At 45.4% G+C, this 22,182-nt stretch carries 20 protein-coding genes and 2 riboswitches; of the genes, 1 reads left to right on the top strand and 19 read right to left on the bottom strand.

Translation table 11 applies throughout. The features are described from left to right. Positions 1 to 3 precede the first annotated feature (3 nt). The 19 genes from RYO92_RS01255 to RYO92_RS01345 all read right to left on the bottom strand — a co-directional run bounded on the left by RYO92_RS01255 (position 4) and on the right by RYO92_RS01345 (position 21,347). On the bottom strand, positions 4 to 1,254 hold the full coding sequence (locus RYO92_RS01255) for a flagellar hook-length control protein FliK (protein ID WP_315369209.1): 1,251 nt from the start codon (positions 1,252 to 1,254) through the stop codon (positions 4 to 6). A 14-nt stretch (positions 1,255 to 1,268) separates the two neighbouring features. Further along, complete coding sequence (gene fliJ, locus RYO92_RS01260) at positions 1,269 to 1,706, bottom strand: flagellar export protein FliJ (protein ID WP_304069783.1); 438 nt, start codon at positions 1,704 to 1,706, stop codon at positions 1,269 to 1,271. Between the two features lie 39 nt (positions 1,707 to 1,745). Further along, on the bottom strand, positions 1,746 to 3,056 hold the full coding sequence (locus RYO92_RS01265; RefSeq protein WP_007156878.1) for a FliI/YscN family ATPase: 1,311 nt from the start codon (positions 3,054 to 3,056) through the stop codon (positions 1,746 to 1,748). Between the two features lie 3 nt (positions 3,057 to 3,059). Then, positions 3,060 to 3,884 (bottom strand): FliH/SctL family protein, encoded by an 825-nt coding sequence (locus tag RYO92_RS01270; protein WP_007156879.1) that lies wholly within the window; start codon positions 3,882 to 3,884, stop codon positions 3,060 to 3,062. Next, the gene (fliG, locus tag RYO92_RS01275) at positions 3,862 to 4,935 is read right to left on the bottom strand and encodes a flagellar motor switch protein FliG (protein ID WP_183682854.1); all 1,074 of its coding nucleotides are present in this window, start codon (positions 4,933 to 4,935) and stop codon (positions 3,862 to 3,864) included. Before fliG ends, RYO92_RS01270 begins: the two co-directional genes overlap by 23 nt. Then, positions 4,895 to 6,568, bottom strand: a complete 1,674-nt coding sequence (gene fliF, locus RYO92_RS01280; RefSeq protein WP_183682851.1) for a flagellar basal-body MS-ring/collar protein FliF — start codon at positions 6,566 to 6,568, stop codon at positions 4,895 to 4,897. The genes fliG and fliF overlap by 41 nt, the downstream gene beginning before the upstream one ends. 25 nt (positions 6,569 to 6,593) lie before the next feature. Beyond that, entirely contained in the window at positions 6,594 to 6,911 is a 318-nt protein-coding gene (fliE, locus tag RYO92_RS01285) for a flagellar hook-basal body complex protein FliE (protein WP_007156882.1), read from the bottom strand. A gap of 592 nt (positions 6,912 to 7,503) precedes the next feature. Then, entirely contained in the window at positions 7,504 to 9,189 is a 1,686-nt protein-coding gene (locus RYO92_RS01290) for a methyl-accepting chemotaxis protein (RefSeq protein ID WP_315369210.1), read from the bottom strand. A gap of 12 nt (positions 9,190 to 9,201) precedes the next feature. Beyond that, positions 9,202 to 11,355 carry a GGDEF domain-containing phosphodiesterase gene (locus RYO92_RS01295; RefSeq protein ID WP_315369211.1) on the bottom strand — a complete coding sequence of 718 codons (2,154 nt, stop codon included), beginning with the start codon at positions 11,353 to 11,355 and terminating at the stop codon, positions 9,202 to 9,204. Between the two features lie 227 nt (positions 11,356 to 11,582). After that, complete coding sequence (locus RYO92_RS01300; RefSeq protein WP_315369212.1) at positions 11,583 to 12,521, bottom strand: cysteine ABC transporter substrate-binding protein; 939 nt, start codon at positions 12,519 to 12,521, stop codon at positions 11,583 to 11,585. A gap of 35 nt (positions 12,522 to 12,556) precedes the next feature. Then, entirely contained in the window at positions 12,557 to 13,333 is a 777-nt protein-coding gene (locus RYO92_RS01305; RefSeq protein WP_315369213.1) for an amino acid ABC transporter ATP-binding protein, read from the bottom strand. A gap of 71 nt (positions 13,334 to 13,404) precedes the next feature. Beyond that, positions 13,405 to 14,112 carry an amino acid ABC transporter permease gene (locus RYO92_RS01310; RefSeq protein WP_315369214.1) on the bottom strand — a complete coding sequence of 236 codons (708 nt, stop codon included), beginning with the start codon at positions 14,110 to 14,112 and terminating at the stop codon, positions 13,405 to 13,407. Continuing rightward, positions 14,105 to 14,758 (bottom strand): amino acid ABC transporter permease, encoded by a 654-nt coding sequence (locus RYO92_RS01315; protein ID WP_315369215.1) that lies wholly within the window; start codon positions 14,756 to 14,758, stop codon positions 14,105 to 14,107. The genes RYO92_RS01310 and RYO92_RS01315 overlap by 8 nt, the downstream gene beginning before the upstream one ends. Before the next feature lie 399 nt (positions 14,759 to 15,157). Next, on the bottom strand, positions 15,158 to 16,147 hold the full coding sequence (locus RYO92_RS01320; RefSeq protein WP_315369216.1) for a transporter substrate-binding domain-containing protein: 990 nt from the start codon (positions 16,145 to 16,147) through the stop codon (positions 15,158 to 15,160). After that, complete coding sequence (locus RYO92_RS01325) at positions 16,140 to 16,616, bottom strand: hypothetical protein (RefSeq protein ID WP_315369217.1); 477 nt, start codon at positions 16,614 to 16,616, stop codon at positions 16,140 to 16,142. The genes RYO92_RS01320 and RYO92_RS01325 overlap by 8 nt, the downstream gene beginning before the upstream one ends. Before the next feature lie 89 nt (positions 16,617 to 16,705). Continuing rightward, positions 16,706 to 16,900 (bottom strand): hypothetical protein, encoded by a 195-nt coding sequence (locus tag RYO92_RS01330; RefSeq protein ID WP_007156894.1) that lies wholly within the window; start codon positions 16,898 to 16,900, stop codon positions 16,706 to 16,708. A gap of 220 nt (positions 16,901 to 17,120) precedes the next feature. After that, entirely contained in the window at positions 17,121 to 17,555 is a 435-nt protein-coding gene (locus tag RYO92_RS01335; protein WP_007156896.1) for a CAP domain-containing protein, read from the bottom strand. Between the two features lie 66 nt (positions 17,556 to 17,621). Beyond that, positions 17,622 to 17,697, bottom strand: a riboswitch (cyclic di-GMP riboswitch). Positions 17,698 to 17,859: 162 nt separating this feature from the next. Beyond that, a riboswitch (cyclic di-GMP riboswitch) is annotated at positions 17,860 to 17,935 on the bottom strand. A gap of 642 nt (positions 17,936 to 18,577) precedes the next feature. After that, positions 18,578 to 19,495 (bottom strand): class B sortase, encoded by a 918-nt coding sequence (locus RYO92_RS01340; RefSeq protein WP_314344601.1) that lies wholly within the window; start codon positions 19,493 to 19,495, stop codon positions 18,578 to 18,580. A gap of 157 nt (positions 19,496 to 19,652) precedes the next feature. Continuing rightward, a complete protein-coding gene (locus RYO92_RS01345; protein ID WP_315369218.1) occupies positions 19,653 to 21,347 on the bottom strand; it encodes a hypothetical protein in 1,695 nt (564 codons plus the stop codon). Between the two features lie 390 nt (positions 21,348 to 21,737). Between RYO92_RS01345 and RYO92_RS01350 the strand changes: the two genes are divergently transcribed. After that, positions 21,738 to 22,142 carry a PaaI family thioesterase gene (locus tag RYO92_RS01350; protein ID WP_314328656.1) on the top strand — a complete coding sequence of 135 codons (405 nt, stop codon included), beginning with the start codon at positions 21,738 to 21,740 and terminating at the stop codon, positions 22,140 to 22,142. Positions 22,143 to 22,182: the final 40 nt, after the last annotated feature.

Consider the following 22,182-nt stretch of genomic DNA (forward strand, 5'->3'; position numbering starts at 1 on the left):
TCCTTATTGGGCTAGTCCTAGACGCATTCTTTGCAGGAAGCCTTCTGCATTATCCTGCTGCGCCCGTTCCTGTTGTTCCCTCTGACGACGCTCCGCTTCCTCTTTGTTTTCGGAATTGGATTGTCCCTGCTGATGGAAACTCGGAGCATGCTGCTCCTCCTGTACCACAATCTTGGTGAGTTCTCCTGTTTTTTGCTCCAGGATTCTTCCCATATCCTCGGCACCGGTCTGTAAAAGATGCAAGGTCTTGGGATTTTCCGCGGTAATGACAATGTTTGCCTTGCCGCCGCTATAGTTGACTTTTACGGTAATTTGTCCAAGATTTCTGGGTTCTAACTCAATCTTGATTTCGCCATGCTGAAGTTCCGTCTTATTGGATAAGAACTCCGCCACATCCTCAGGAAGCTTCGCTTCAGAGCTATGTAACACGGCTTCTTCCCGAACCGGTGCATTAACCGGCTCTGAAAGCTTTTCCTGACTTCCCTGTAGGGAAAGCTGTTGTCCGGTATGCTCCAAAACAGAGCCAAGCTTTTCTTCTTTTCCGGACTTCTTTTCTTCCACTCTTTGAGAAAGCTTCTCTTCCAAACGCTGAGAAGGAATAACATTTTCCTCCTCAGGCGCTTCCACAAGGGACTTGTCCTCTACTACGGAAGCTCCCTCTTTGAGCTCTACAGTCTTAGTTTTTGTTGCGTCCTCGGAATCTTCCTTTATAAACTCGGAAAAATCCTTTTTTGTCGCATTTTCCGCTAAGACCGGAGTTTCTTCCTTTCCTTCAGGAAGAACGGTAACAAGCGCGCTTTCTTCTGTAAGCGGAATGGATACCGGTTCAGCTGCTGCCGTAAGGTCGGAAACCGCTTCAACAGCACCTTCCTCGACCGCAATCTTGATGTCTGCCATCAACTGATCTTTTTGGAAAAGAAGCTGCTTTTCGGAAACCAGGCTTGCCGCCTTTTCTCCCTGTAAGCTGTCCTTCTCCTCGGTCTTTGTCTCTTTCTTTTCTGTCTTCTTCTCTTCCTTTTGAAGCTTTGCTTCCTTAGGGTCTTTTTCTATACTGTTCTGTTCTGTTTTTTTCTCACTGTTTTCTTGGGATTTGCTTTTTCTGTCTCCCTCATTCTTCACCGTATCCTCTTTGGAGGAGCGAAGAAACGCATTAAAGTCAAGGGAAGCTTTATTGCTGTCCTCTGAAGACTTCCCCTTGTTTAAGTCTTTTCCAACGGGAAAGGCTTGACTTTTTTGAATTGTCATCTCTGCCATATACTCTCCTGTACCTATGCCTTCATTGCGTGAGAGACGAATTCCTCGATAAACTGTTCCTCTGCCTTTTGTCCTTGAATACGATACTCCTCAAGCTTTTTCTCCTTAAGTTTCTCGAAGGCATTGGTGTCTACGTTGGCCTTGATCACCTCTCTCTTCTTTTCTTCGGCAATAACGGTACGTCGGATAAGCTCATCTTTCTCTTTCCCTATACGTTTTTCCATTCGCTCGATGCCATTGACATACATCATAATGGTTTCAATGGAAGCGCCTTCCTGCTTCACTCGCTCAAATTCCTCTTCGTAGTGAAACAACTCTTCCTGAAGGCGATTAATCAGACTTTGCTGATTCAAAACTTCCTGCTGTTTGATGGCATACTCTTCCTTCACCTTGTCTAAGACTTGAAGCTTAAATTGATAGACTGTTTCCAAACTGTACTTGAATTTTTTCAATTTGGTTCCCGCCTTTCTGCATCTTAAAATTTAATTGCCTTATCCAATATCGGTAATTTCCTTCATTTGCATAACCGTATCTTCGTAAGAAAATGCTTCTCCCGTTCCCTGCATCAAGAAATCATTGATGGCGGGATACTTGTCTACCGCCTCATCCAGCTTGGGATCCGTGCCCTTTTTATAAGCACCGATGGCGATAAGATCCGCATTTTTTTGGTAAAGTCCCAGAGTATTTCTCATTCTGCTGGCATATTTTTTGTGCTCCTGAGATACCAGCTCCGCCATCAATCGGGAGATACTCATACCGATATCGATAGCGGGATAATGGTTTTCCGCAGCCAGAGCACGGGACAGCACAATATGTCCGTCCAAAATACCGCGAACCGTATCCGCAATCGGCTCGTTGGTGTCGTCTCCTTCCACCAGCACGGTATATACGCCGGTGATGGAACCCTTCTTAAAGGCGCCCGCCCGCTCCAGTAAACGGGGGAACTCTGCATAAATCGAGGGAGTATAGCCTCTGGCAATAGGAGGTTCTCCGGTAGCCAGACCAATCTCTCTTTGAGCCATGGCAAAACGGGTTAAGGAGTCCATCATTAAAAGCACATCCATGCCCCTGTCCCGGAAATATTCCGCAATGGTTGTGGCCACAAGAGGGGCTTTTAAACGAAGCATGGCAGGCTGGTCAGAGGTAGCTACCACCAGTACGGTACGCTTCATTCCCTCTTCTCCCATATCCTTTTCCACGAATTCCAAAATTTCTCGTCCACGCTCTCCCACAAGGGCGATGACGTTAATGTCGGTTTTTACATTTCTGGCAATCATGCCCATCAGGGTAGACTTACCTACTCCGGATCCGGCGAAGATGCCGATACGCTGCCCCTTACCTACGGTGTTTAAGCCGTCAATGGCCTTAATCCCGAAGTGGAGTCTCTCTCGAATAGGCGGTCTGTCCAAGGGGTTCATATAGGAATTGTTTACGGTATAGAAATCACTCTCCGGAAAGGGTTCTCCCCCATCCATGGGATTTCCCTGGGCATCAATGATTCTGCCCTTCAAAAAATCTCCCACAGGAACACGAAGGCGCCTTCTTGTATTCCGTACAAAGGCGCCTGATGTAATGCCCACAGAGGTCTTATAGGTCATAAGCTGTACCCGGTCTCCCTTGAAGCCCACGACTTCCGCGGCCACCTGGCTTTCCGTCTCATCACTATAAATCATGCAAATATCTCCGATACTGGACTTTCCGGTGCCGGAGGCTTCCATAGACATTCCTACGATATTCTCGATTTTTCCGATATTCTCCACGGTATCCATCTTCTTAATCGTGGAAAGAATATTTTCATACATCCCTTACTCACTCTCTTGGGCATCCAATCGTCCCAATCTCTCTCGCAAATTTTCCATCTGGGTGTCGATGCTGGCATCTACAATCTCATCCGGAGTTTCCAGAATCAATTTTCCCGGTTCCTCCTTCTCCACAATCACAAACTTGATGTTGTCGGAAATCTGACTTAATTCATTAGCCACATCCCCGTCTGTCTCCACCAGCATTTCATAATCCAGTCGGTCAATATGTATTTTCAGCCATGCGGTCTTTTTGATACGCTCCGCCTCTTTTAAAATCATTCTTCGAATAACTTCTCCCGAGGAACGGAGGCTGACCAGAATAACCTTTTCTGCCACCGCAATAGCCACATCCTTTAATTCATCCATATAGCGGTAAAGACGCTCCGTTTTCGCATCCTCTACCATTCGAAGGCTTCGGTTCATGTCCATCCGGAAATTCTCCATTTCCTCCGCATGCTCCGCCATTACCTTCTCCTCGGCTTCCGCCTTTCCTGCCTCTAAGCCCTTTTGAAAGCCGGCCTGATAGCCCTCTTCCTCCGCCTTTTCCTTTAAAAGCTTAGCTTCCTTTTCCGCTGCATCCATAATTCTCTGGGCTTTTTCCAAAGCCAAATGCAGCAAGGTCTCATGGTAGGGGTCCTCTGCCTTTGTTTCGGGAAGAGGAAGAGCATCTTCCGGCTCTTCCTCCTCTTCTTCTCCTTCGGAGGACGCAAATTCTTCCATTTCCTCCTCTTGAATCTCTTCCGGCTCTTCCAAGCTCTCTAAAAAGGAGGAAAGCTGGCTATTACTAGCCGAGCGAATCACTTTTTTAGACGAGAACATTGTCTTCATCGCCTCCCTTATTTATGATTACCTCTCCCTTATCCTCTAAGAGACGAATCAGGTTAACAATACGCTGCTGCGCCTCTTCCACATCCTTCAAGCGGACATTTCTGGAGTTCTCCATATCACTCTTAACGGTTTCCGCCATACGCTTGGACATGTTGTTGAAGAAGATCTGCTTCATCTCTTCATTTGCGGTCTTCAAGGCGAATACCACATCCTTGGAGTCACAATCCCGGATAAATCTCTGTACGGAACGGTCGTCCATGGTAAGGATATCCTCGAAGACAAACATCTTGTCCTTGATATCCGCAGAAAGATCCGGGTCGGTAACATCCAACTCATCGAAAATCTTCTTTTCGTTACTTCTGTCAATGTGGTTCATCACATCCGCTACGAAGTCAATACCACCCAAGTTCATATTGTCCTCACTGGTGATAATGGTATCGAACTTCCGCTTCATCTCTTCTTCCACGATGGAAATGGCTTCCGGGGAAACTCTGTCCATCTTTGCCATAGCCATAACCGTAGGAATGCGCTTTGCCTCCTGCAGGTTCTCCAAAATCTGGGCTGCCTGCTCAGACTCCATATAGGAAAGAATCAGAGCGATAACCTGAGGACGCTCGTTTTGAAGCAGGGATAACAATGCCTTGGGATCTCCCTTTGCAAAGAAGTTAAAGGGCTTGGAAGCCAAGGTCTGGGAAACTCTGTCCAAAAGGGATTTGGCCGCGGATTCTCCGAAGGCCTTTTCCAAAACCGCCTTGGCATAGTCCATTCCGCCGTCTGTCATCATCTTATGGGTAAGACAAAGACGGTAGAACTGATCCAAGGTTGTCTCCACCATAGAGTTGGTGGTTTTTCCCATTTTCGCCACTTCAAAGGTTAACTCCTCGATATCATGCTCTCCCAAATACTTGTAGATCTGGGAGGCACGATCGGAGCCCAGGGACACCACCACAAGGGCAGCTTTTTGTTTTCCTGTAAGCTTTGGGACAAAGTCCTGATTTTCATCGATGGGGTTAGCTTGTTTTTCTTGTTGATCTGTGCTGTTTTCTGCCAAGGTTTTGCTCCTCTTCTCTCATCCAGCTTTGAATAAGCTTTGCCACTACCTGCGGGTTCTGATCCGTAAATTCGCCGATACTCTTCTTCAGCTTCATGCCGTGAGCCATCTTGCCCTCAGCAGTCAGCTCATCTTCATCAACTTCCTCTACCGGTGTAATTTCATCCGTAGGCTGCTCTATACTGAGTGCTGCTGCATTTTCCATTTCTTCCTGTGCCAACTTCTTCAGCTTCTTCTTCTTTCTTCCACGAAGAATCAAAATCAACAGAATCAAAATCAGTAAGAATGCGGATACCGCCGCTCCGATCAGTGCCCACAACGGGAACTGGTTCAGGAGAGTCTTAGGCTCTTCTGCCGGCTTCTTCTCCTCTGTAGTCTGTTGTACCGCGGTCTTATTCAGAGAACGAAGAATAGTAATCTTATCCGCCGCCTCATCCCGCTTGATTCCCGCAGCATCCGCCACCAGGTTAATCAAATCGCTTTCCGGAATACTGTTGTCATCCGTATTGATGACAATCGCCACGGAAGCATCCTCCAAAACACCGGGAGCAATTTCTTTTTGCTCCTTTAGCACATTGTAAAGCCACTCTCTGGTCGCACTGGAGTTGGAATAATTATCCGTAGTCGTAGCCGTTCCGTTTTGGGTGGTGTATCTTGGGGTGTCCGCATTGGCATCCGCCCCGGCAACACCGGCAGCGTTTTCTCCGCTGTTTCCGGCATTTTCCCCGGCCACCTCCTCATTGCTCAGTAAGCCTCTTTTATCCGTGGCTTCCGTTTTTTCCGGTACGGTGTACTGGGTGTTCTCCTGAATCAGCTTCGCCATATTCAGGGTTCCCTTTACGGAAACCGCCAGGTTTTCTCCTCCGTAAATCTTTCCCAATACCCGTTTAATATTGTTGGCAATATTGTTTTCCACCGTGGTGGTCAGGTTTGCCATACTGGTTCCGGAGCCGCTGGCACTGTCTCCCGCGTCTGCTGCCACCTCTTCCATGGTCCCTGCATCAAATACGGAAACATTGGTAAAGTTCATTCCCTTTACCGACCTTGCAATAAGGTTTTTAATGGCTTCCGCATTCTTTTCGGAAAGACTCTGTCCCTCCTCCATGGTCACCACCACACTGGCACTGGCCTGTACGGGATTGTCCTCTTCAATAGCGTAAGTCTGGTCCGTACCCTCGGCGATCGTCACCTTGGCGTCCCGCACCCCGTCAAAGAGGCGAATGGTCGCCCCCAAACGATCCTGTAAATCATACAGGGTATATTGTTTTTTATCGGACTCGGTGGTCATAAGACCGGAGTTTCCGATATACATGTCGTAAGCAAATCCCGACTTCGGGTAGCCCTTGGACAAAAGCTGTGCTCTTAAGGTATCCACAGACTCGGAGGGCACCTTTAAGGCTCCAGACTTTCCGTCATAGAGATAGGGGACATTCTGTTCCTGCAAAAGAGAAACAATCTGCTGGGCCTCTCCCTGACTTAAGGAAGAGAACAAGGTCTGATATTCAGTTTTCTGCCCTCTTGCCAAGAGGAAGACGGCAACGGCAATAACCACTACGGTAATTCCCGCAATGATGCCTAATAATTTTTTTGATTTAGCAGACAGATTCTGCCACATTTCTTTGAGCTTTTGCACCTGCAAACTCTCCTATTCCTGATCCTTATAAATTGATTTTCATCAATTCATTATAGCCTTCCAACGCCTTGTTTCTGAGTGATACCAATAAATCTAAGCTGATTTGCGCCTTCGCCTCCGCAATGGGTAAGCTGTGGGCATCGGATAATTGTCCTGTAGCCAGGAGATACTGTTTGTTTTCCACATCCAGCTGGCTGGTCTTTACATTGTCAATGGCGGAACGAAACACATCCTTAAAAAGTCTTGCGCCTTCTGTTCCTCCTACCTGAGTTCCCTGGTCAATACTCCCTACACTTCCAATCTTCCAAGATGATAAGGGACTGATGAAATCTGAAACGTTCATCCTTTTTCCTCCTAAATACAGTAAACGCGGATTCACTTCTTAGCTCTTCCCGAACACTTACGGGAAATCTTATTTTCTCCCAAAAGGAAAAATAAGCACAAGAACTGAATTTACGATTTTTTTAATATTAAATCCATGGTACTATAACAAACTGTTTCCGTAATGACAAGTCTCTGTTTTCCCCTTTTTTTCCTGAAAATCTTCGCATTTTCTTATGAAAAGGAAGGAAAAACTTAATTTATAAAAAAGCTGCTTGCCCTTTACATTTTTACTCATGAAAATAGACAAATTCTCCCCCAAAAAAGCAGGGAAAATTTGTCTATTCTTTTTTTGCCATTCTTTTTTTCATATCTACTCCTTTCTTGTTAGAGCAAGGGAAAATAAGGCCTTTCCTCCTTTTCCCCTGTTCTTTCCGGTCGTTTAGCCAAAGGCTTTCCTTTTCCTTATTTTTCCAAAGCCTTAAAAACGCTCCTCTTCTTTTCCAAGAGGAAACTCCCCTTCTTTTCCAAGAGGAGTTTACCTGTATATTCTTATAACAATACCGCTATTATATAGAAGATATCTTTTTATTTCTATATAATTAATTATTTTTTTAAACCTGAATACGGGAAATCATCTCCTTCAGAGAAGCCGCATTCTCATTCAAGTCCTGGCTGGAAGCGGAGCTTTCCTCGGAAGTGGCACTGTTTTGCTGTACCACCTTGGAAACCTCTTCCAGGCCCTTACTTACTTCAGAAATGGATTTCGCATCCGTTACCATGGAACCGGCAATTTCGCTTACCATTTCCTTACTCTTCTCAGAGCCGTCCATAACGTCTCCCAGTGTCTTTGCGGCGTGATCCACGATATTTACACCCTTTTTCACCGCATTGATGGTGCTCTCAATCAGAACAGAGGTCTCTGCAGCCGCATCCGCGGACTTTCCTGCCAAGTTTCTAACCTCATCCGCTACCACGGCAAAGCCCTTACCGTAAACTCCGGCTCTTGCCGCCTCGATGGCTGCATTTAGTGCCAGAATATTGGTCTGGAAAGCAATGTCATCAATGGCCTTGATGATACGCTCTACCTGATTGGACTTATCCTCGATTTCCTCCATAGCCAGGAGCATCTCGCCCATCTGCTGGTTTTCATCGGAAATCTTCTCGGAAACCTCTCCGAAATAGCTTTCTATATTGCCCGCCTTCTGTGCCTGGGCACTGATTCTTGTGGAAAGCGCATAAATGCTGGCACTTAACTCCTCCAAGGTGGAGGCCTGCTCCGTAGCCCCCTGAGAAAGGGCTACGGAGCCGTTGGCAATCTGCTCGGAACCGGACTCAACATCCGCCGCCACCTGATTGATGGAGCCGAAAACATTCTTCAAGTTCTGGTTGATTTCTCTATAGGACTGTAAAATGCTGGCATAATCCGCCACATACATATTTTCATCCATTGACTGTACCGCAAAGTTTCCTTTGCTCATCTCGGATAATACCGCACAAATGTCGGTAATAATCTTCTTCAATTCCCCGGACAGGGCGGAGAAGTCGTCCACCATCTCTCCAAGCTCGTCACTTCCGATATACTTCTTATTAAAAGCAATATTTAAATGACCGCTGCGCATCCTTTTGATTGCCTTGGAAACCGTACCGATTCTTCCGGTGATATCTCTTTGCAGCTTCAGGAAGGCAAAGACATAAAGAAGAATTACGATGACAAAGACCACGCCCAAAAGCATACTTTCCTTTGACCGCATATCCTTGGCCTCCTGAATCTTCGCTTCAGAGTGCTCATCGGAAAGCTTTCCTACAGCGGAAAGAGCGGATACAAAGTTCTCGGAGGTTACCGCATTAAAGCCCTGTTGATAAAAAGCAATCGCTCCTGCCGTGTCCCCCTTATCCAGCAGATCCAGAAGAGCATAGCTGTCCTTCTCCAAAGCATCCATTGCAGTGGAAAGGTTTGCTAATAAGGTCTTATCCTCCAGTGTATTTTCCAGTTTGGAAAGCCTATCTCGCATATCCTTGAAACGACTGTCAAAATCCTCTCTCTGCTCCTTTACCGGATTGTTGCTAGGATCATACATGGCCAGAAGTAAACGCTTATTGATACTCTGGATATCCTTTCGCATACTCATCTGAGACTTCATGTTGTCATACTCAATCTGCACAAAGTCGTTTACCATCATGTCACTCATCTTCAAAAATGAGAATTGCGCCAAGCCGATTAAGAGTGTGACCATAATCGTCATGAGAACCAGTGTAAAAATAAACTTACTACGCAACTTCATATCCTTATAAGACATACTTCTTCTCCCTTACTTCTCTTCCTTGTCTTTTTCTCTTTCTTCCAAAAGAGTTTTTTGAATCAATGCGGCGATACTATCCTTATAAATCTTTCGGATGCTCACCAAAATATTTCCCTTTTGCTCAAGCTCCGAGGGTTTCAGGCTGACCATCAAAACCATGGTGCCCCCTCCGGGATTCTTTGCCAGGAAAAAGTCTTCCTTAGCAAATTCACTTTCCCTAATCCTTTTGTTCTTTTGCAAAAAGCGGAAAAACCTTTTGCTTTCTTCTTTGGAAAGTACCTGTCCTGCAAATTCTTCCAAAATTTTTCCTTCCATAGAGAAGGAATAAGCCCCTTCTTTCTCATAGAGGATTTCCGCAGCGCCTCTGCCCGGGTCGGTCAAAAGCACAAGCTCATAGCCCCGGTATAAGTCCTTGACTCTTTCCATCATTTTCTTCTGCTTCAGCTTTAAGAAATTTCCCTGGAAAACCTGCAAATTCACAAGGTAGGCATTTCTCCCCGGAATATGACTGATTTCTTTTCCACGGATAGCAAAAAAGGTATCGCCTCCCATGGTATCCAAGCCGGTGTCCAAGCCCTTGGACAGGTCATCCAGAAAATGACGAATACTCCGATAAATCTCTTCTTCCCTGTTATTAAGAATCTCCTGGGCTACGCCGGAATTTAAACCTTCCATTACGGACAATTCCCTTTCAAAGGGGGGATTCACATAGAGAAACTCCACTCGATCTCCCATTCGCTCCACAATGGCTAAAGGAAAGCCTTCTTCCTCCCCGGCATCCTGTTCCTTTCCGCTATGAAAGGAGCTCGTTCCCATAAGATTTACATTGCCAAGATCATCGTTGTACTTTCTCTTCCAGGCCGCCTCAAAGGGAAATCCCTTTTCCCTACATTGCATAATACTTTCCAGATAGGGGGCGGGCTTTCCGATATAGTAGCCCTGCAGCTTCTCACAGCCGATTTCCCTAAGGAACTCCAGCTGTTCCTCCGTTTCCACACCTTCCGCCAGGGTGCGAATGCCGATCTTCTTTGCCATATCCACGATGGAGCTGACAATCTTTTTGGACTTCTCATTGAATTCCCGAAGAAGCAGCATATCGATTTTCAACAGGTCAAAATCAAAGTCCTTTAAAATATTCAAGGAGCTGTAGCCGGAGCCGAAATCATCCATCCAAACCTTATAGCCCGCCTCATGGAAGCGCTTAATCTGGCTGCTGATGAGCAGCTGACTTTTGTTTAAAACCGACTCGGTAATTTCCAGTGTCAGCATCTCCCTCGGAACCTGATACTTCGTCATCCGTTCTTCCAGTTCCCGGAAAACGTCGCAAAGCTCGAAGTCCATGCGAGAAAGATTCAAGGAAACGGGCACCAAACTGCCCCCCTCTTCCTTGGTTTTCTGATAATCCTGACAGATTTTCTCCAGCACATACAGGTCCAGCCTATGAATCAAATGATACTCTTCCAAAACCGGAATAAACTCCGCAGGAGAGAGGAAGCCGTAATGGGGATCCGCCCAGCGCACCAGGGCCTCGAAACCGCAGATTTCCTTGGTCAAAGCTCTTACCAGCGGTTGGTAATAGACCTTGATATAGCCCTCTGCCATAGCCTCCTCAATATGATCCACAATATATCTTTGTTTGGTCAGAAGCTGTCCCAGCTCCTCATCATAATAGCGAGAAAAAATTTCCCGTTCTTTTTTTATACTGTCACAGGCGATTTTTGCCTTATCACAAAGCGTACTGATGCTCTTTTGTTCCCGAACAAAGCAGATTCCGGCTTTAAAATCCAAAGCCATGGGAAGATCCAGCTTTTGAATAGCGGCTCTCACCTTGGATATCGCCTCATAATGTCCGGAACTTGGGGTTAATAAAACATACTGATCCGCATACATTCTGGTAATCAGGGCATAAGGAAAATATTTTTTCAAAATCTTCGCCATGGCCAGAATCAAAGCGTCTCCCGCCTCGAAGCCGAAGCGCTCATTGTATAATTTAAAATCTATAATATTGAAGTAAATCGCACATTGTCCTACTTCCATATACCGCTTAGCCAAGTCCCGAAAGGCCTGGTTTTTTACGGTCTTACTTAAAGGATCCTTGAAAATACTGCCTAAGCTTTCCTTTTCCTTCATCCATCCCGGAAGAAGTTCTTGTTCTGTATTCAATTTGACTCCTTCCCACGCAACAGAGCATCCTTGCTCATCCATCGAAACTGTTTCCTGCTGTCCTTCCAAGCTGTTTCCCTGAAGGAAGCAGTTTAAACCTTTGCTTTACCTCTATCGTCAAAAAAAAGAGGAGATATAATCCCCTCTTTTCTCTCTTTTTGTATTTTGCTTAAATGTTAATTATTTTCTACAAAAATATTTTTTATACCGTAAAGCGAAAGAACAATTTAACTAAGCTTTCCGCCCTCTACTACAATGCTGTCCGGATCGGTATCGGAACCGAAAACAGGCTCGAGAGTTTCCTGATAATCCTTATGGAAGAACTGCTCCTTTCCAAGGGTTTCAATTTCCTCATTCAGGAAGTTCAGAAGGCTCTCATTACCCTTAGCCACTGCAGCGGCAATGGTATCATAGTCTCCCAAGGTCTCAACGCCTACGGTAAAGCCCGGATTGGACTTAGCCCAAGCAATTACCTCGGTGTTGTCAGTGGAGAAAGCGTCTCCTCTTCCGTCCAGAAGTGCATTGTAAGCATCCGCATAGGCATCATACTTCTGCAGCTTAACTTCCGGATGATTTGCCTCAAAATAAGTCTCCGCAGTGGTTCCCTTGGCAATAATCAGCGTCTTTCCCTTTAACTCATCTACAGATTTAATCACCGCATTGTCCGGAGAAACCACACCGAGAGCCACCTTCATATAAGGAAGGGCAAAATCCACCTTCTCCGCTCTTTCCTTGGTTACGGTAAAGTTCGCCAGAGTAATATCCACCTTGCCGGTAGAAACATACTCTACACGAGAAGCGGGATCCAGAGAAGTGAATTCCACCTTTACCCCTAAATCATCCGCAATTCTGTGGGCATAGTACACATCATAGCCCTGGTTTACGCCCTTCTCATCCACATAACCAAAGGGTGCCTTATCCGTAAACACACCGATACGAATCACACCGGATTTCTTGATTTCATCTACGGTTCTAAAGCTGGACTTTCCATCGGTTTCAGCAGTCTTCGCTTCCGCCTTTTCTCCTGCCTGCTCTGTCGCCTTTTGGGAACCCTGTTCCGCAGCTGCAGTAGTCTGTCCCTCTTCCGCCTTCTTTCCGCCTCCGCAGGCTGCCAGGGAAAGGGCTGCTAAAATCGCCACTCCGCTAAAAATCACATTTTTCTTCATATTTTCTCCTCTCTCCGGGTCTCCGGAATAAACATTTATCTTCCAACATGTCTATGAGACACGTAAGAAAAATTTTGTAAAAACTGCTGTGCTCTCTCCGTATCGGGCTTTTGGAAAAAGTTCTCCGGGGTATTTTCTTCTACAATCTTTCCCCCCTCCAGGAACAGCACTCTGTCCGCCACCGCCTTGGCAAAGCCCATTTCATGAGTCACAATCAGCATGGTTAAGCCCTGCTCCGACAGCTCCATCACCACGTCCAAAACCTCTCGAACCATTTCCGGATCCAGAGCCGCCGTGACCTCATCAAAAAGCATCAGCTTCGGATGCATCATCAGAGAACGAATAATCGCCACTCTCTGCTTCTGGCCTCCGGAAAGCATGGAGGGATAGGCATTTTCCTTGTCGGAAAGATGGACTCTGGCCAAAAGCTCCCGGGCTTCCTGCACAGCCTCGTCCCTCTTTCTGCCCTGCACCTTCATAGGCGCCAGAAGAAGATTTTCCATGATATTCATGTGGGGAAAGAGGTCATAGCTTTGGAAAACCATGCCCAGATTCTGCCGCTCTTTTCGAGCCTCCTCACTTTTTCCCACAATATTTTTTCCTTCCAGAAGGATTTCTCCCCCTTGGATATGCTCCAGTCCCATGATGGTGCGAAGCAGGGTGGACTTACCGCAGCCGGAGGGTCCCAGAAGCACCACCACCTCTCCCTTTTTCACCGATAAAGAAATATCCTTTAATACGGGGCTGTCATCCTCATAGCTTTTCTCCAGATGTTTTATCTCTAAAAGCTGCTCTTGTACGATTTCTTCCATAGTTTCCTTTCTCTATACATTTTCCACGATTAAACTTGCTAAACCGTTTTTATAACTCTTTTTTCTTCAGGCTATATCTTAAGCTTCTTTTCCAGATATTTTCCCAGTTGGGAAATGGGGAAGCACACGATAAAGTACAGGAAAAAAATCACCGCATAAATCACAATGGAGGCCTTCGGATATTGGAAACGGTTGGCATCAATAATCTGTTGCCCAGTTTTCAGCACCTCCACTACACCGATCAAAACAATCAAAGAAGTGGTTTTAATCATTCTGGTAATCAGGTTAATGCTTAAAGGAATCAGGCGTCTTACGGTTTGAGGAATAATGATATAGCGATAAATCTGCCAAGAGCTCAGGCCAAGACTCCTACCGCTTTCCTTCTGGTGCTTGGGAATGCTGCCGATAGCCGCTCGAACCAGGTCTCCCATTTCCGCCGTACCCCAAAGGGTAAACACCAGAATTCCGGAGGCCTCTCCGGAAAGATGAAAGCCCGCAATTCTTGCCGTTCCGAAGTAGACCAAAAACAGCAAAACCAGCGGCGGCATAATCCGGATAAAGGCCAGATAAAGCTGACTGATTCCCCGACTTATGGGATCCTTTCTTCTCATGAAAAGCCCGAAAAGAATCCCTAAGGGAAGGGAAAGCAAAACCGCAATCAGGCTGACCCGGAGGGTAACAAAGAGTCCCCACAAAAGACGCTGAAAATTATTTCCCGCAAAAAGGATGGTATATACCGGAGGCTTCTCTGCATTTGCCGAGAGCAAAATATTAAACATAAGCAATGCGCATCCTCCTTTCCAAAACATTTCCCAAAATACTGAGGGGCAGAAGCATGATGAGATAAGAAATTACCAGCATCAGTAAGGCTTCCTCCGTCTTATAGTACAGACCGATTAAGTCCTTGCTGACATACATCAAATCCGCAAGGGCGATGCCGCTGAATACCGAGGTTTCCTTAATCAGGAAAATCATATTTGCCACGATAGCCGGAATGGAAACCGATAAGGCTTGGGGGAAAATGACGTAACGCATAATCTGTCCTTTAGACAGCCCCAGGCTCTGGGCAGATTCTTTTTGAATCTTTTGTACGGTGGAAAGTCCTGAACGGAAGGCCTCCGTCATATAGGCTCCTCCCAGAAAGCTTAAGCCGATAACACCGCAGAGCTCCGAACTGAAACGTATTCCCAGCTTCGGCAAACCGAAATAAAGAAAAAACAGTTGCACAAGAAGGGGCGTATTTCTGCTAAGCTCCACATAGACCTGTACCACCCTCCGCCAAAGGGGGACCTTATAGTACAAAATCAAGCTGGCGGCAAGACCGATCAGTAAGGAAAACAAAATCCCCAGAAAGGCAATGCCCAGGGTAAGCTTTCCCGCCTCCACATACATCGGTATGTACTGTTTTATAAACCCAATATCCAAAATACTCTCCCCCTTAGAACTCTTTTTTGAAAATGAACTATTGCATGATTTGCCGCAGCACTCTTTTTTGAAAATGAACTGTTGCGCGCTTTACCGCAACACTCTTTAAAAATGAGAAATCTCACGCTCTGCGTAGGTCGTCATAAAAAACAAAAAAGCGAGCTGCCGAAACAGCTCGCTGAAATATATCCGCAAAAAATATCCTCAGAATCAGCTGGCACGGCAAAAAGCCCTATGACTATGCATACGGCAACAGCAACAGCAGCAATTCATCATATTGATTTCTGTTCTGTTTCTTCTCATCTTGCCAACAATCCTTTCCCAAAAAATCCTTCATCAGACTGAATTGTTTGCTATGCTAACAGCTTTTTTTCTCCCTGTCAAGTATTTCATAGCATTTTACTGGGGATTTGAATTGGAAGAAAAAAGAGAATATTTTTTCGTAAGTGCCTCCCACTCTCCATTTTCCTTCATCTTTTTCAGCCCCCGAACAAAGGCACGAAGCAGCTCTTTATTCTGCCCCATTCCCACCATCAGGCCGTAATGCTGCTCCTCTTTTAGGGAAAATATTTCTATATTCTGCCCTGCTCTGCTATTTTTCTCTTTCTGCACGTCAAATTCGCTGATGTCCAAAAGATCCGGAGGAAGATAGTCTTCCGTTCTTCCCGTCTCATCGATTTTGGGAATTTCTTCCTTCATGGCCTCCAAAACCGGAAGATCCTCCGCAATAAAATCCCCCTTTCCTTCCAGCCATTCCCGGATAAGATCTTGGTTTTCCTGCACCACCAGCAGAGAAAAACCTTCCTTTTGCCGGATGCTTTCCAGAAAAACCGCCGTACCGCTTCCCTCCTTGACCAGGATGCTCTTCCCCTGTAAAGAAGGCATTTGCTCCGATGCCGAAGACTGCTTCTCCGATACCGAAGGCTGTTCCCCGGATTCCGAAGACCTGCCCATGGGTACAGATGACTGCCCCTTCGTTTCCGAAGAATCCTTTCCATATAAAAGTCCCAGGGTAGAACTTCCATAGGCTTCCGAAAAGCTCAGCTGCTTTTCTTCCCGAATTTCAATCCCTCCCATAGCCCCTACAATGGTGCCGGTCACCACGGCAGACTGTAAAGCCGAAGGATTCATGGGAACAAATTTCACGGTAAAGCCCTCCAGCTTGGCAATGGCTTCTATCAACTCCACATCAAAGCCGGCGGGATTTTTCTCCTCATCAAGGTAAGAAAAGGGCGCATTGTCCCGGTCAATCCCCAAACGGATTTCCCTGCCCTGAATCTTTCCGGTACTCTTCTTTCCACAGGAACTTAAGTCAAAGGCAAAAAACAGGACAAACAAAAAAAGAGGCAGAACAGTAAGCTTGCCGAAAAAAGCAGCCCTCTTATGCATCTTTCCCCTGATCCTTTCTCATTTCCCGGTCCATGATTTGAAGCATCCGAAGTACACTCTTAAAGGGGAAGCAGGCTTCCTCCTCCACGCGAAAAATATCACCCTGCCAGGTAGCATTTTGCCGATATTTGGTATGAATAAAGAAGGTACTCACCTTCCCTCTTTTCTGAATAATGGGGAACTTCTCCAAAGTTCCCGCCTCATCCGGAAGACGTTTCTTCCCCTTACGATTGGGATAGCTATACTTCTCTCTTTTCCGAAAGCTCCGGTCTCTGGTGGAGGTTTGGGGATAGTCCCACTCATCGTACTGAAACTCCATCTTCTTGATTAAATCCAGTACACCAAAAAAGGGAGTACTTTCCTCTTTATATTGATGAATAATTTCTCCCTCAAGCTGACCATCCTGATACTTATGTACCAGAACGCCTAATAAGTCTATGGCATAAAGCCTTTCCAATTGATTTTCCATAGTCTCCTTCACCGCTGTCCTATTGCCTGATTCGCAACAACCTCTGACAACTAAGCTTTTCAACTTATCTGATTGCCTTCCCGGCTTTCTTATTCCTCTTCTTCCTCATCCGGGAAATCTTCCTCGGTTAGAGCCTTGTCCATCAGCTTCAGCATCTCCAGAGCACTCCGAAAATACTGGCTCTTATTCTTTTCTGCCCAGGTAACCTTTCCTTGCCAAGTCTCATTCTCCGTGTATTTTACCTGTACGATAAATGTTCCGTTTCGAATTTCCTTGCTATCCATGCGCTATCCCCTTTATGAAGTATTGCCGGTACTGCTACGGTGTACTGTATTCTATCATAAAAAAAGCAAGCTTTGCAATTCCTTTCATTTTTTTGATAAAAAGAAAATTTTTATAACGAAAAAGAGCTGCCGATGATTTTTCGGTAGCTCTTTCCCTTACATACTCTTTCAATTTTTTAAAATTTTTCAATTTCGTTTTCAGTTCTTTTATACTTCTTCTTTAGATACCGAATTCCTGTGCCCAGTAAACTTCGCCATTTACTTCTACAGTGTAGATAGCTCCGGACTTGAACTCCGGCTTAAGGATGTTTGCTCTGTGTGCCGGAGAATTCATCCAAGCTACTACAACTTCATCAGCGCCATCGAAATACTGTGCTAAGTTCTCTCCGTAAAGAACGCTTGGGTCAGCTGTGTACCATGCAGATCCATCAGGTCTTGTGTGAGAAAAGCTTCTAACGATTTCTGTAGCTCTTACCTTAGCTGCGTTTTCGATCTGGAAGTTCCAAGTAAGTGGCTGAAGGCCGTTTGCAACTCTGATTTCGTTAACTTTAGTAAAAGCGGCTTTAGCATCGCCCTTTGCAGCGAATGCAGTCATAGCGAAAAATGCGGTAAATAATGCTGTAAGTACAACAAGTTTGATAACTAACTTTTTCATGTGATAACTCCTTCATAAAGAGGGAGTCAGGAAGCAGAATCAGTGCACCCTGGTCAGGGGATTCTTGATTGCAGCTGGCTGACATTTTACAGTCCCTATAGCTTTGCGTCGCCGGATTTCCCCGGGTTTGCCGATGTCCTACCGTATCTTACGGTGACACCATATGATGAAAAGAAAAAATCCATACTTTCTTTTCGAGTAATAAAAAAACCGACATCTAGAATTCCCTTTCTAGTTGCCAGCTAACCGTAATCTTCGATGAAATGAGTTTGTTTACTTGTTGAGTAACATCTTCATACTGGAAGATCGCAACTGGCTGCCATATTACAGGCCCTATAGCTTTGCGTCACCGGGTTTCCCCGATTTTGCTCAAACAGATCCGGTCAGAATCTGCTGGTAAGTCGAGATCCTCTTACTCGTCCCCTGCGCAAGAGTTCCAAATGACTTACAATTTGGATTATAGCATATTCCTTTGCTATGTCAACAATTTTCTTAAAAGTTTTTCTGAATTTGTTATCACTTTTATTTATATAAGTTCTGAGAGTGCATTCATAATTTATACTGGGTGGTAAACAAAATCTTTATTCTATTTAAGAGATACTTGTTTTCTAGTGGAATTTCTATCTCTGTTTAATGTATCGCCTTGTTTATTAATTTGTATAAGCATTTTTCAAACTATTTTTTAAAAATAATTATATCTATGATTTTACGCTTTTAATATTTAATTTTTCACCAGAAATAAAAGCTGCTTCTGACCTTGATTCTTAAGGCTTTAGAGTGATTTCCATCAAATACTTTTGCTCCATCCATACGATAGCGTGTTGAGCAATGCTTTCCATAAGTATTCAGCCCAAAAGGCAAAAAAACAGCCCTGCTCTGTGGCATTTCCCATTCTTCAGCTTACGAAAGCTTAAAATGGAAATACACAGGCAAGACTGTTTCTTCTGTTTAGATATTCGCTTTTCTATGTTCTTTGCTACAAGGAGCTTTCCTTCTCCATTCTACGCAGAAACGGAATATACTTAACCGTTCTGATAAACCTCTTCCAAAGCCGCCTGCACAATAAAGCGCTGGTTTCCTCCGGAAGGCCCTGAACAGGTGGACAGGGTGATGATATCCGGTCGCTGAGAAAAGTCGATGCTGTCCTTGGGATAATTTCTATAAGAAGAAAGTCTCTGAATCAGACTCAAATACTGATCATAGCCCTTATCTCCCTCGAAGTCGTTGTAAATGGGGCTTTCCACCGTCGTCAAATAATAGCTAAAGATACGATAGCGGGTAATCCCCTCCGGTCTGCAAAGAAAGACGTAAGGATTGCTGTTTGCCAGTTGATCGTCCCGAAGGAAATACTTCAGCTTTCCGAACATGGTTCCATTCTTCATGTTGTGACCGAAAATGAAGGTGTTCTTATGATCATAGCTTCCCTTGGCATTGGCATCCAGGAAAATAGATCCGGCAAAGTTTGCCTTTCCCTCAAAGGTTCTATGCAGATACTCTTCATTGTCCTTACTCTTCACCACCGGATAGGTGATGGAAAGAGCCGGCACATGCAAAACTGCGGTGAAATCAGCATTTACCCCGGAGAGAGCACCGTAGTCAATCTGAAAATGAGGATGGAGCAGATCCACAGGCTCCTCTTCTGCCTCATCATCAAATTCGTCCTCACTCACCTTCTCTTTCTTCGGTGCCTCCTTCTTCGGCTCCTCGGAAATCACGATATGATCCTGCAGAGAAGCGTATTCATCCTCCGCCGCCCGATATTCCAGAAAGTCCCGGAGGAACAAGCCTCCGAAGACAATCATGGAAATAAACAACACCGTGGGAATCAGATAATGAATAAAGCTTTGCTTCTTTTTCTTCTTTGATTTTGGTTTATCTGCCGTCTTTTGTTCTTCCGGATGATTGTCCGAAAGCTTTTGATCCAGATTTTTATCTTCCATTAGTACTCTCTTTCCGGCCTTCTGCCGCTAAACGAACCCTTTCCTCTAAGGCAAAAGGCTTGCTTTAGCTTAGCATAGAATTCCGAGCATATTTTGTCACTTCTTCCTTACTATATTTCGGCCGGAATGAAAATACAATAAAATCCTTCGCGTTGATTTAGCCTTTCATGTCCCAAATCACACTCTCTATTGGATTCCCGGACTCCAACATCAGATCAAATTTCTCCTTATCTTCAAATGCGGAATCGGACAAAAGAATGGTATTGGCGCCTTCCTCTGCATCCTCAGGCACAATGTAATACACATCCTTCTTCTCTAAAAACTCCTTCTCGGAGTTTACTCTTTCATAGAGGGTTTTCTCTACCACCACAGACTTTAAACGCGTTGTCCACCAGGGCTTTTCCGGCATTCCTTTTCCGGGAACATAGGTAACTCGGAAGGCATGTAAATCCGCTTCTTCATTCAAAGCTGCATAAGTGGGTCCTAAAAGAATCCCCTTATTCAGCACCTCAGGCTCACCCTTTTCTGCTGTAAAAGGTACTTCCACATCATCTTTTACCTCTACTTTAATATCATGGAAAGGCTGAATTCCCCCTGCCTGGATAGAGATGTCATAAGTTTTACTTTTCTTAAATAGACTCTTGGGAAGAGTCAGAATCTGCTTTTCCCGATCCAAGGAGTAGCTAGGCTCGTTCTCTCTATGAGACTCGGGTAAAACCGGCTGAAAACCGACGGAAACAAACGCGATGCTGTCCATAATATCCTTAGATACATACAGCTTCACATCCTGATTAACCTTGGCTTCTCCCACCAGCTTAATAACATTCTTTTCCTCAGGTTGCTCCGGTGTAGGATTCTCTTCCGGCTTTCCGCTTTCTCCGGTACCAGGCTTTTCTTCGGTATTGCCGTTGTCTCCTGTGCCGGGCTTTTCTTCAGTATTGCCATTGTCCCCGGTTCCGGGCTTCTCCTCCGGCTTTCCATCCTCTTCCTTCGGAAGGTTTGAAGAGGAAGCGGTATTTCCGGTATTGTCGGCTGTATTACCGGTATTGTTTCCGCTGTTTCCGGTATTATCAGTTGTATTGCCGCTGTTATTTCCACCGGCGTTAGCTCCTGTATTTCCTGCATTTCCACCGGAAGTGCTTCCGCTTGTGGAGTTGCCGGTACTACTGCTTGAGCCGCTTCCGCTTGTGGATCCGCCGGAAGAGCTGCTTGAGCCTCCTCTGCTTACAGAACCGCCGGAAGAGCTACCGCCGGAAGAACTGCCGCCGGAACGGCTTACACCGGCTACCTGACCTACATTTCCGGAAGGAATACTACGGCTGACACCGGCTACCTGCTGGTCAGACACCGCTGCAGACAATCCCTTGCCGCTGATATAAACAGGCTCTCCTTCTGCACCGTTTAGCCAACGACCATTGGCATCCACATAGTAGCCATCCTTGGTTTTCCCACCGGTGAACAGAACACCGTAATCCGCCTGATCCGCCTCTTCAAAATAATAGCAATATCCGTCAATCCACTGCCAGCCCGTTACAACATGACCGAAGCTTCCATTATTTTCCGTGCTGAGAAAATAAGTCTTTCCCTGAAGGTTCAGCCAGCCTGTTTCCATGACATCCTCAACAGGACTTTGATAATACCAGTCATTCTTATACACCAGCCAGCCCTTTTCCGGTGCTCCATACTCTCTGACAAACTGCCATTTCTCTCCCTGCTTCCGCCAGGTACCCGGAGTATCCACTCTGTCGGTCTTGGCAAAAGCAGCCATAGGGGTTGCCATGCTTAGTAAAGCTGTTCCTAAGACAAGCATCTTCCCGATTCTTCCCATCTTGTTTTTGTCCGGCTTCTTCATAATCATTCTCCTTTTCAAAAAAATAGAGCTTTTTTCCAGTTCACATACTACTGTAGTTTCGTTTTCTTGAAAAGGAATTTTTCTTAAGTTTATAGAATTTTTGCAAAAAATTAGAGTTTTTCGTATAGTTTCTATTCGAAAGTAAAATAACTTAAACTTTTCCCTTGACTCAAGCAAGTATTAAAAACAGGAATCGTCCAATTAGGCATTTTAACTATAGAAAAGAAATGCTATACTAAATGCCCGAAACGGCTAAAGCACGTTCAACATTTTCCCGGAAAGCCGTATTCGCTATGGATTTTACAAAACGATTCTGTTGTATAGATAAATCCGGTGCGTAGAAGAATCATCTATTTCTTCCGCACACAAGGATTTAAAAAGGGGATGAAAATGAGAGAAAAGGTAATGGAGGGTGTACGTGCCCATATTCAGGAATTATCCGGCTTTGACAAGATAGAGCTTTTAGAAATCGAGCCGGGACACTGCCTCTACAGCATTGAGGCTACAGAGAAAATGTTGAATCATTATGGTGCCGTTCATGGCGGTGCCCTTTACACCCTCTGTGATATTGCCTCCGGCATGGCCGCCTATGCCTACGGGGTAAAAAATGTCACCCTCTCCGGCAACATCAATTACGTCCGCCCGGCGGGAGCCACGAAGCTCTTTGTGGAATGTAATGCTCTGCACAAGGGAAAAACCACGGTAGTGCAGGACGTGACGGTTAAAGACGAGGAAGATAAGCTCTTCTGTACCGCCAGAATGACCATGTATATCATCGGAGAGGTGGAGGAATAAAAAAGGGTGCGGAAAAATCACTGATACCCCGTTGGTTTCC

Source organism: Oribacterium sinus (assembly GCF_963553175.1).
Classification (GTDB): Bacteria; Bacillota; Clostridia; order Lachnospirales; family Lachnospiraceae; genus Oribacterium; species Oribacterium sinus_B.

Excerpts from the sequence above, each read along its gene's own strand:
- RYO92_RS01255 (WP_315369209.1), bottom strand. The coding sequence starts at position 1,254 with ATGGCAGAGATGACAATTCAAAAAAGTCAAGCCTTTCCCGTTGGAAAA.
- RYO92_RS01265 (WP_007156878.1), bottom strand. The coding sequence starts at position 3,056 with ATGTATGAAAATATTCTTTCCACGATTAAGAAGATGGATACCGTGGAG.
- RYO92_RS01270 (WP_007156879.1), bottom strand. The coding sequence starts at position 3,884 with ATGAAGACAATGTTCTCGTCTAAAAAAGTGATTCGCTCGGCTAGTAAT.
- fliE (WP_007156882.1), bottom strand. The coding sequence starts at position 6,911 with ATGAACGTTTCAGATTTCATCAGTCCCTTATCATCTTGGAAGATTGGA.
- RYO92_RS01290 (WP_315369210.1), bottom strand. The coding sequence starts at position 9,189 with ATGTCTTATAAGGATATGAAGTTGCGTAGTAAGTTTATTTTTACACTG.
- RYO92_RS01300 (WP_315369212.1), bottom strand. The coding sequence starts at position 12,521 with ATGAAGAAAAATGTGATTTTTAGCGGAGTGGCGATTTTAGCAGCCCTT.
- RYO92_RS01305 (WP_315369213.1), bottom strand. The coding sequence starts at position 13,333 with ATGGAAGAAATCGTACAAGAGCAGCTTTTAGAGATAAAACATCTGGAG.
- RYO92_RS01310 (WP_315369214.1), bottom strand. The coding sequence starts at position 14,112 with ATGTTTAATATTTTGCTCTCGGCAAATGCAGAGAAGCCTCCGGTATAT.
- RYO92_RS01320 (WP_315369216.1), bottom strand. The coding sequence starts at position 16,147 with ATGCATAAGAGGGCTGCTTTTTTCGGCAAGCTTACTGTTCTGCCTCTT.
- RYO92_RS01325 (WP_315369217.1), bottom strand. The coding sequence starts at position 16,616 with ATGGAAAATCAATTGGAAAGGCTTTATGCCATAGACTTATTAGGCGTT.
- RYO92_RS01330 (WP_007156894.1), bottom strand. The coding sequence starts at position 16,900 with ATGGATAGCAAGGAAATTCGAAACGGAACATTTATCGTACAGGTAAAA.
- RYO92_RS01335 (WP_007156896.1), bottom strand. The coding sequence starts at position 17,555 with ATGAAAAAGTTAGTTATCAAACTTGTTGTACTTACAGCATTATTTACC.
- RYO92_RS01340 (WP_314344601.1), bottom strand. The coding sequence starts at position 19,495 with ATGGAAGATAAAAATCTGGATCAAAAGCTTTCGGACAATCATCCGGAA.
- RYO92_RS01345 (WP_315369218.1), bottom strand. The coding sequence starts at position 21,347 with ATGAAGAAGCCGGACAAAAACAAGATGGGAAGAATCGGGAAGATGCTT.
- RYO92_RS01350 (WP_314328656.1), top strand. The coding sequence starts at position 21,738 with ATGAGAGAAAAGGTAATGGAGGGTGTACGTGCCCATATTCAGGAATTA.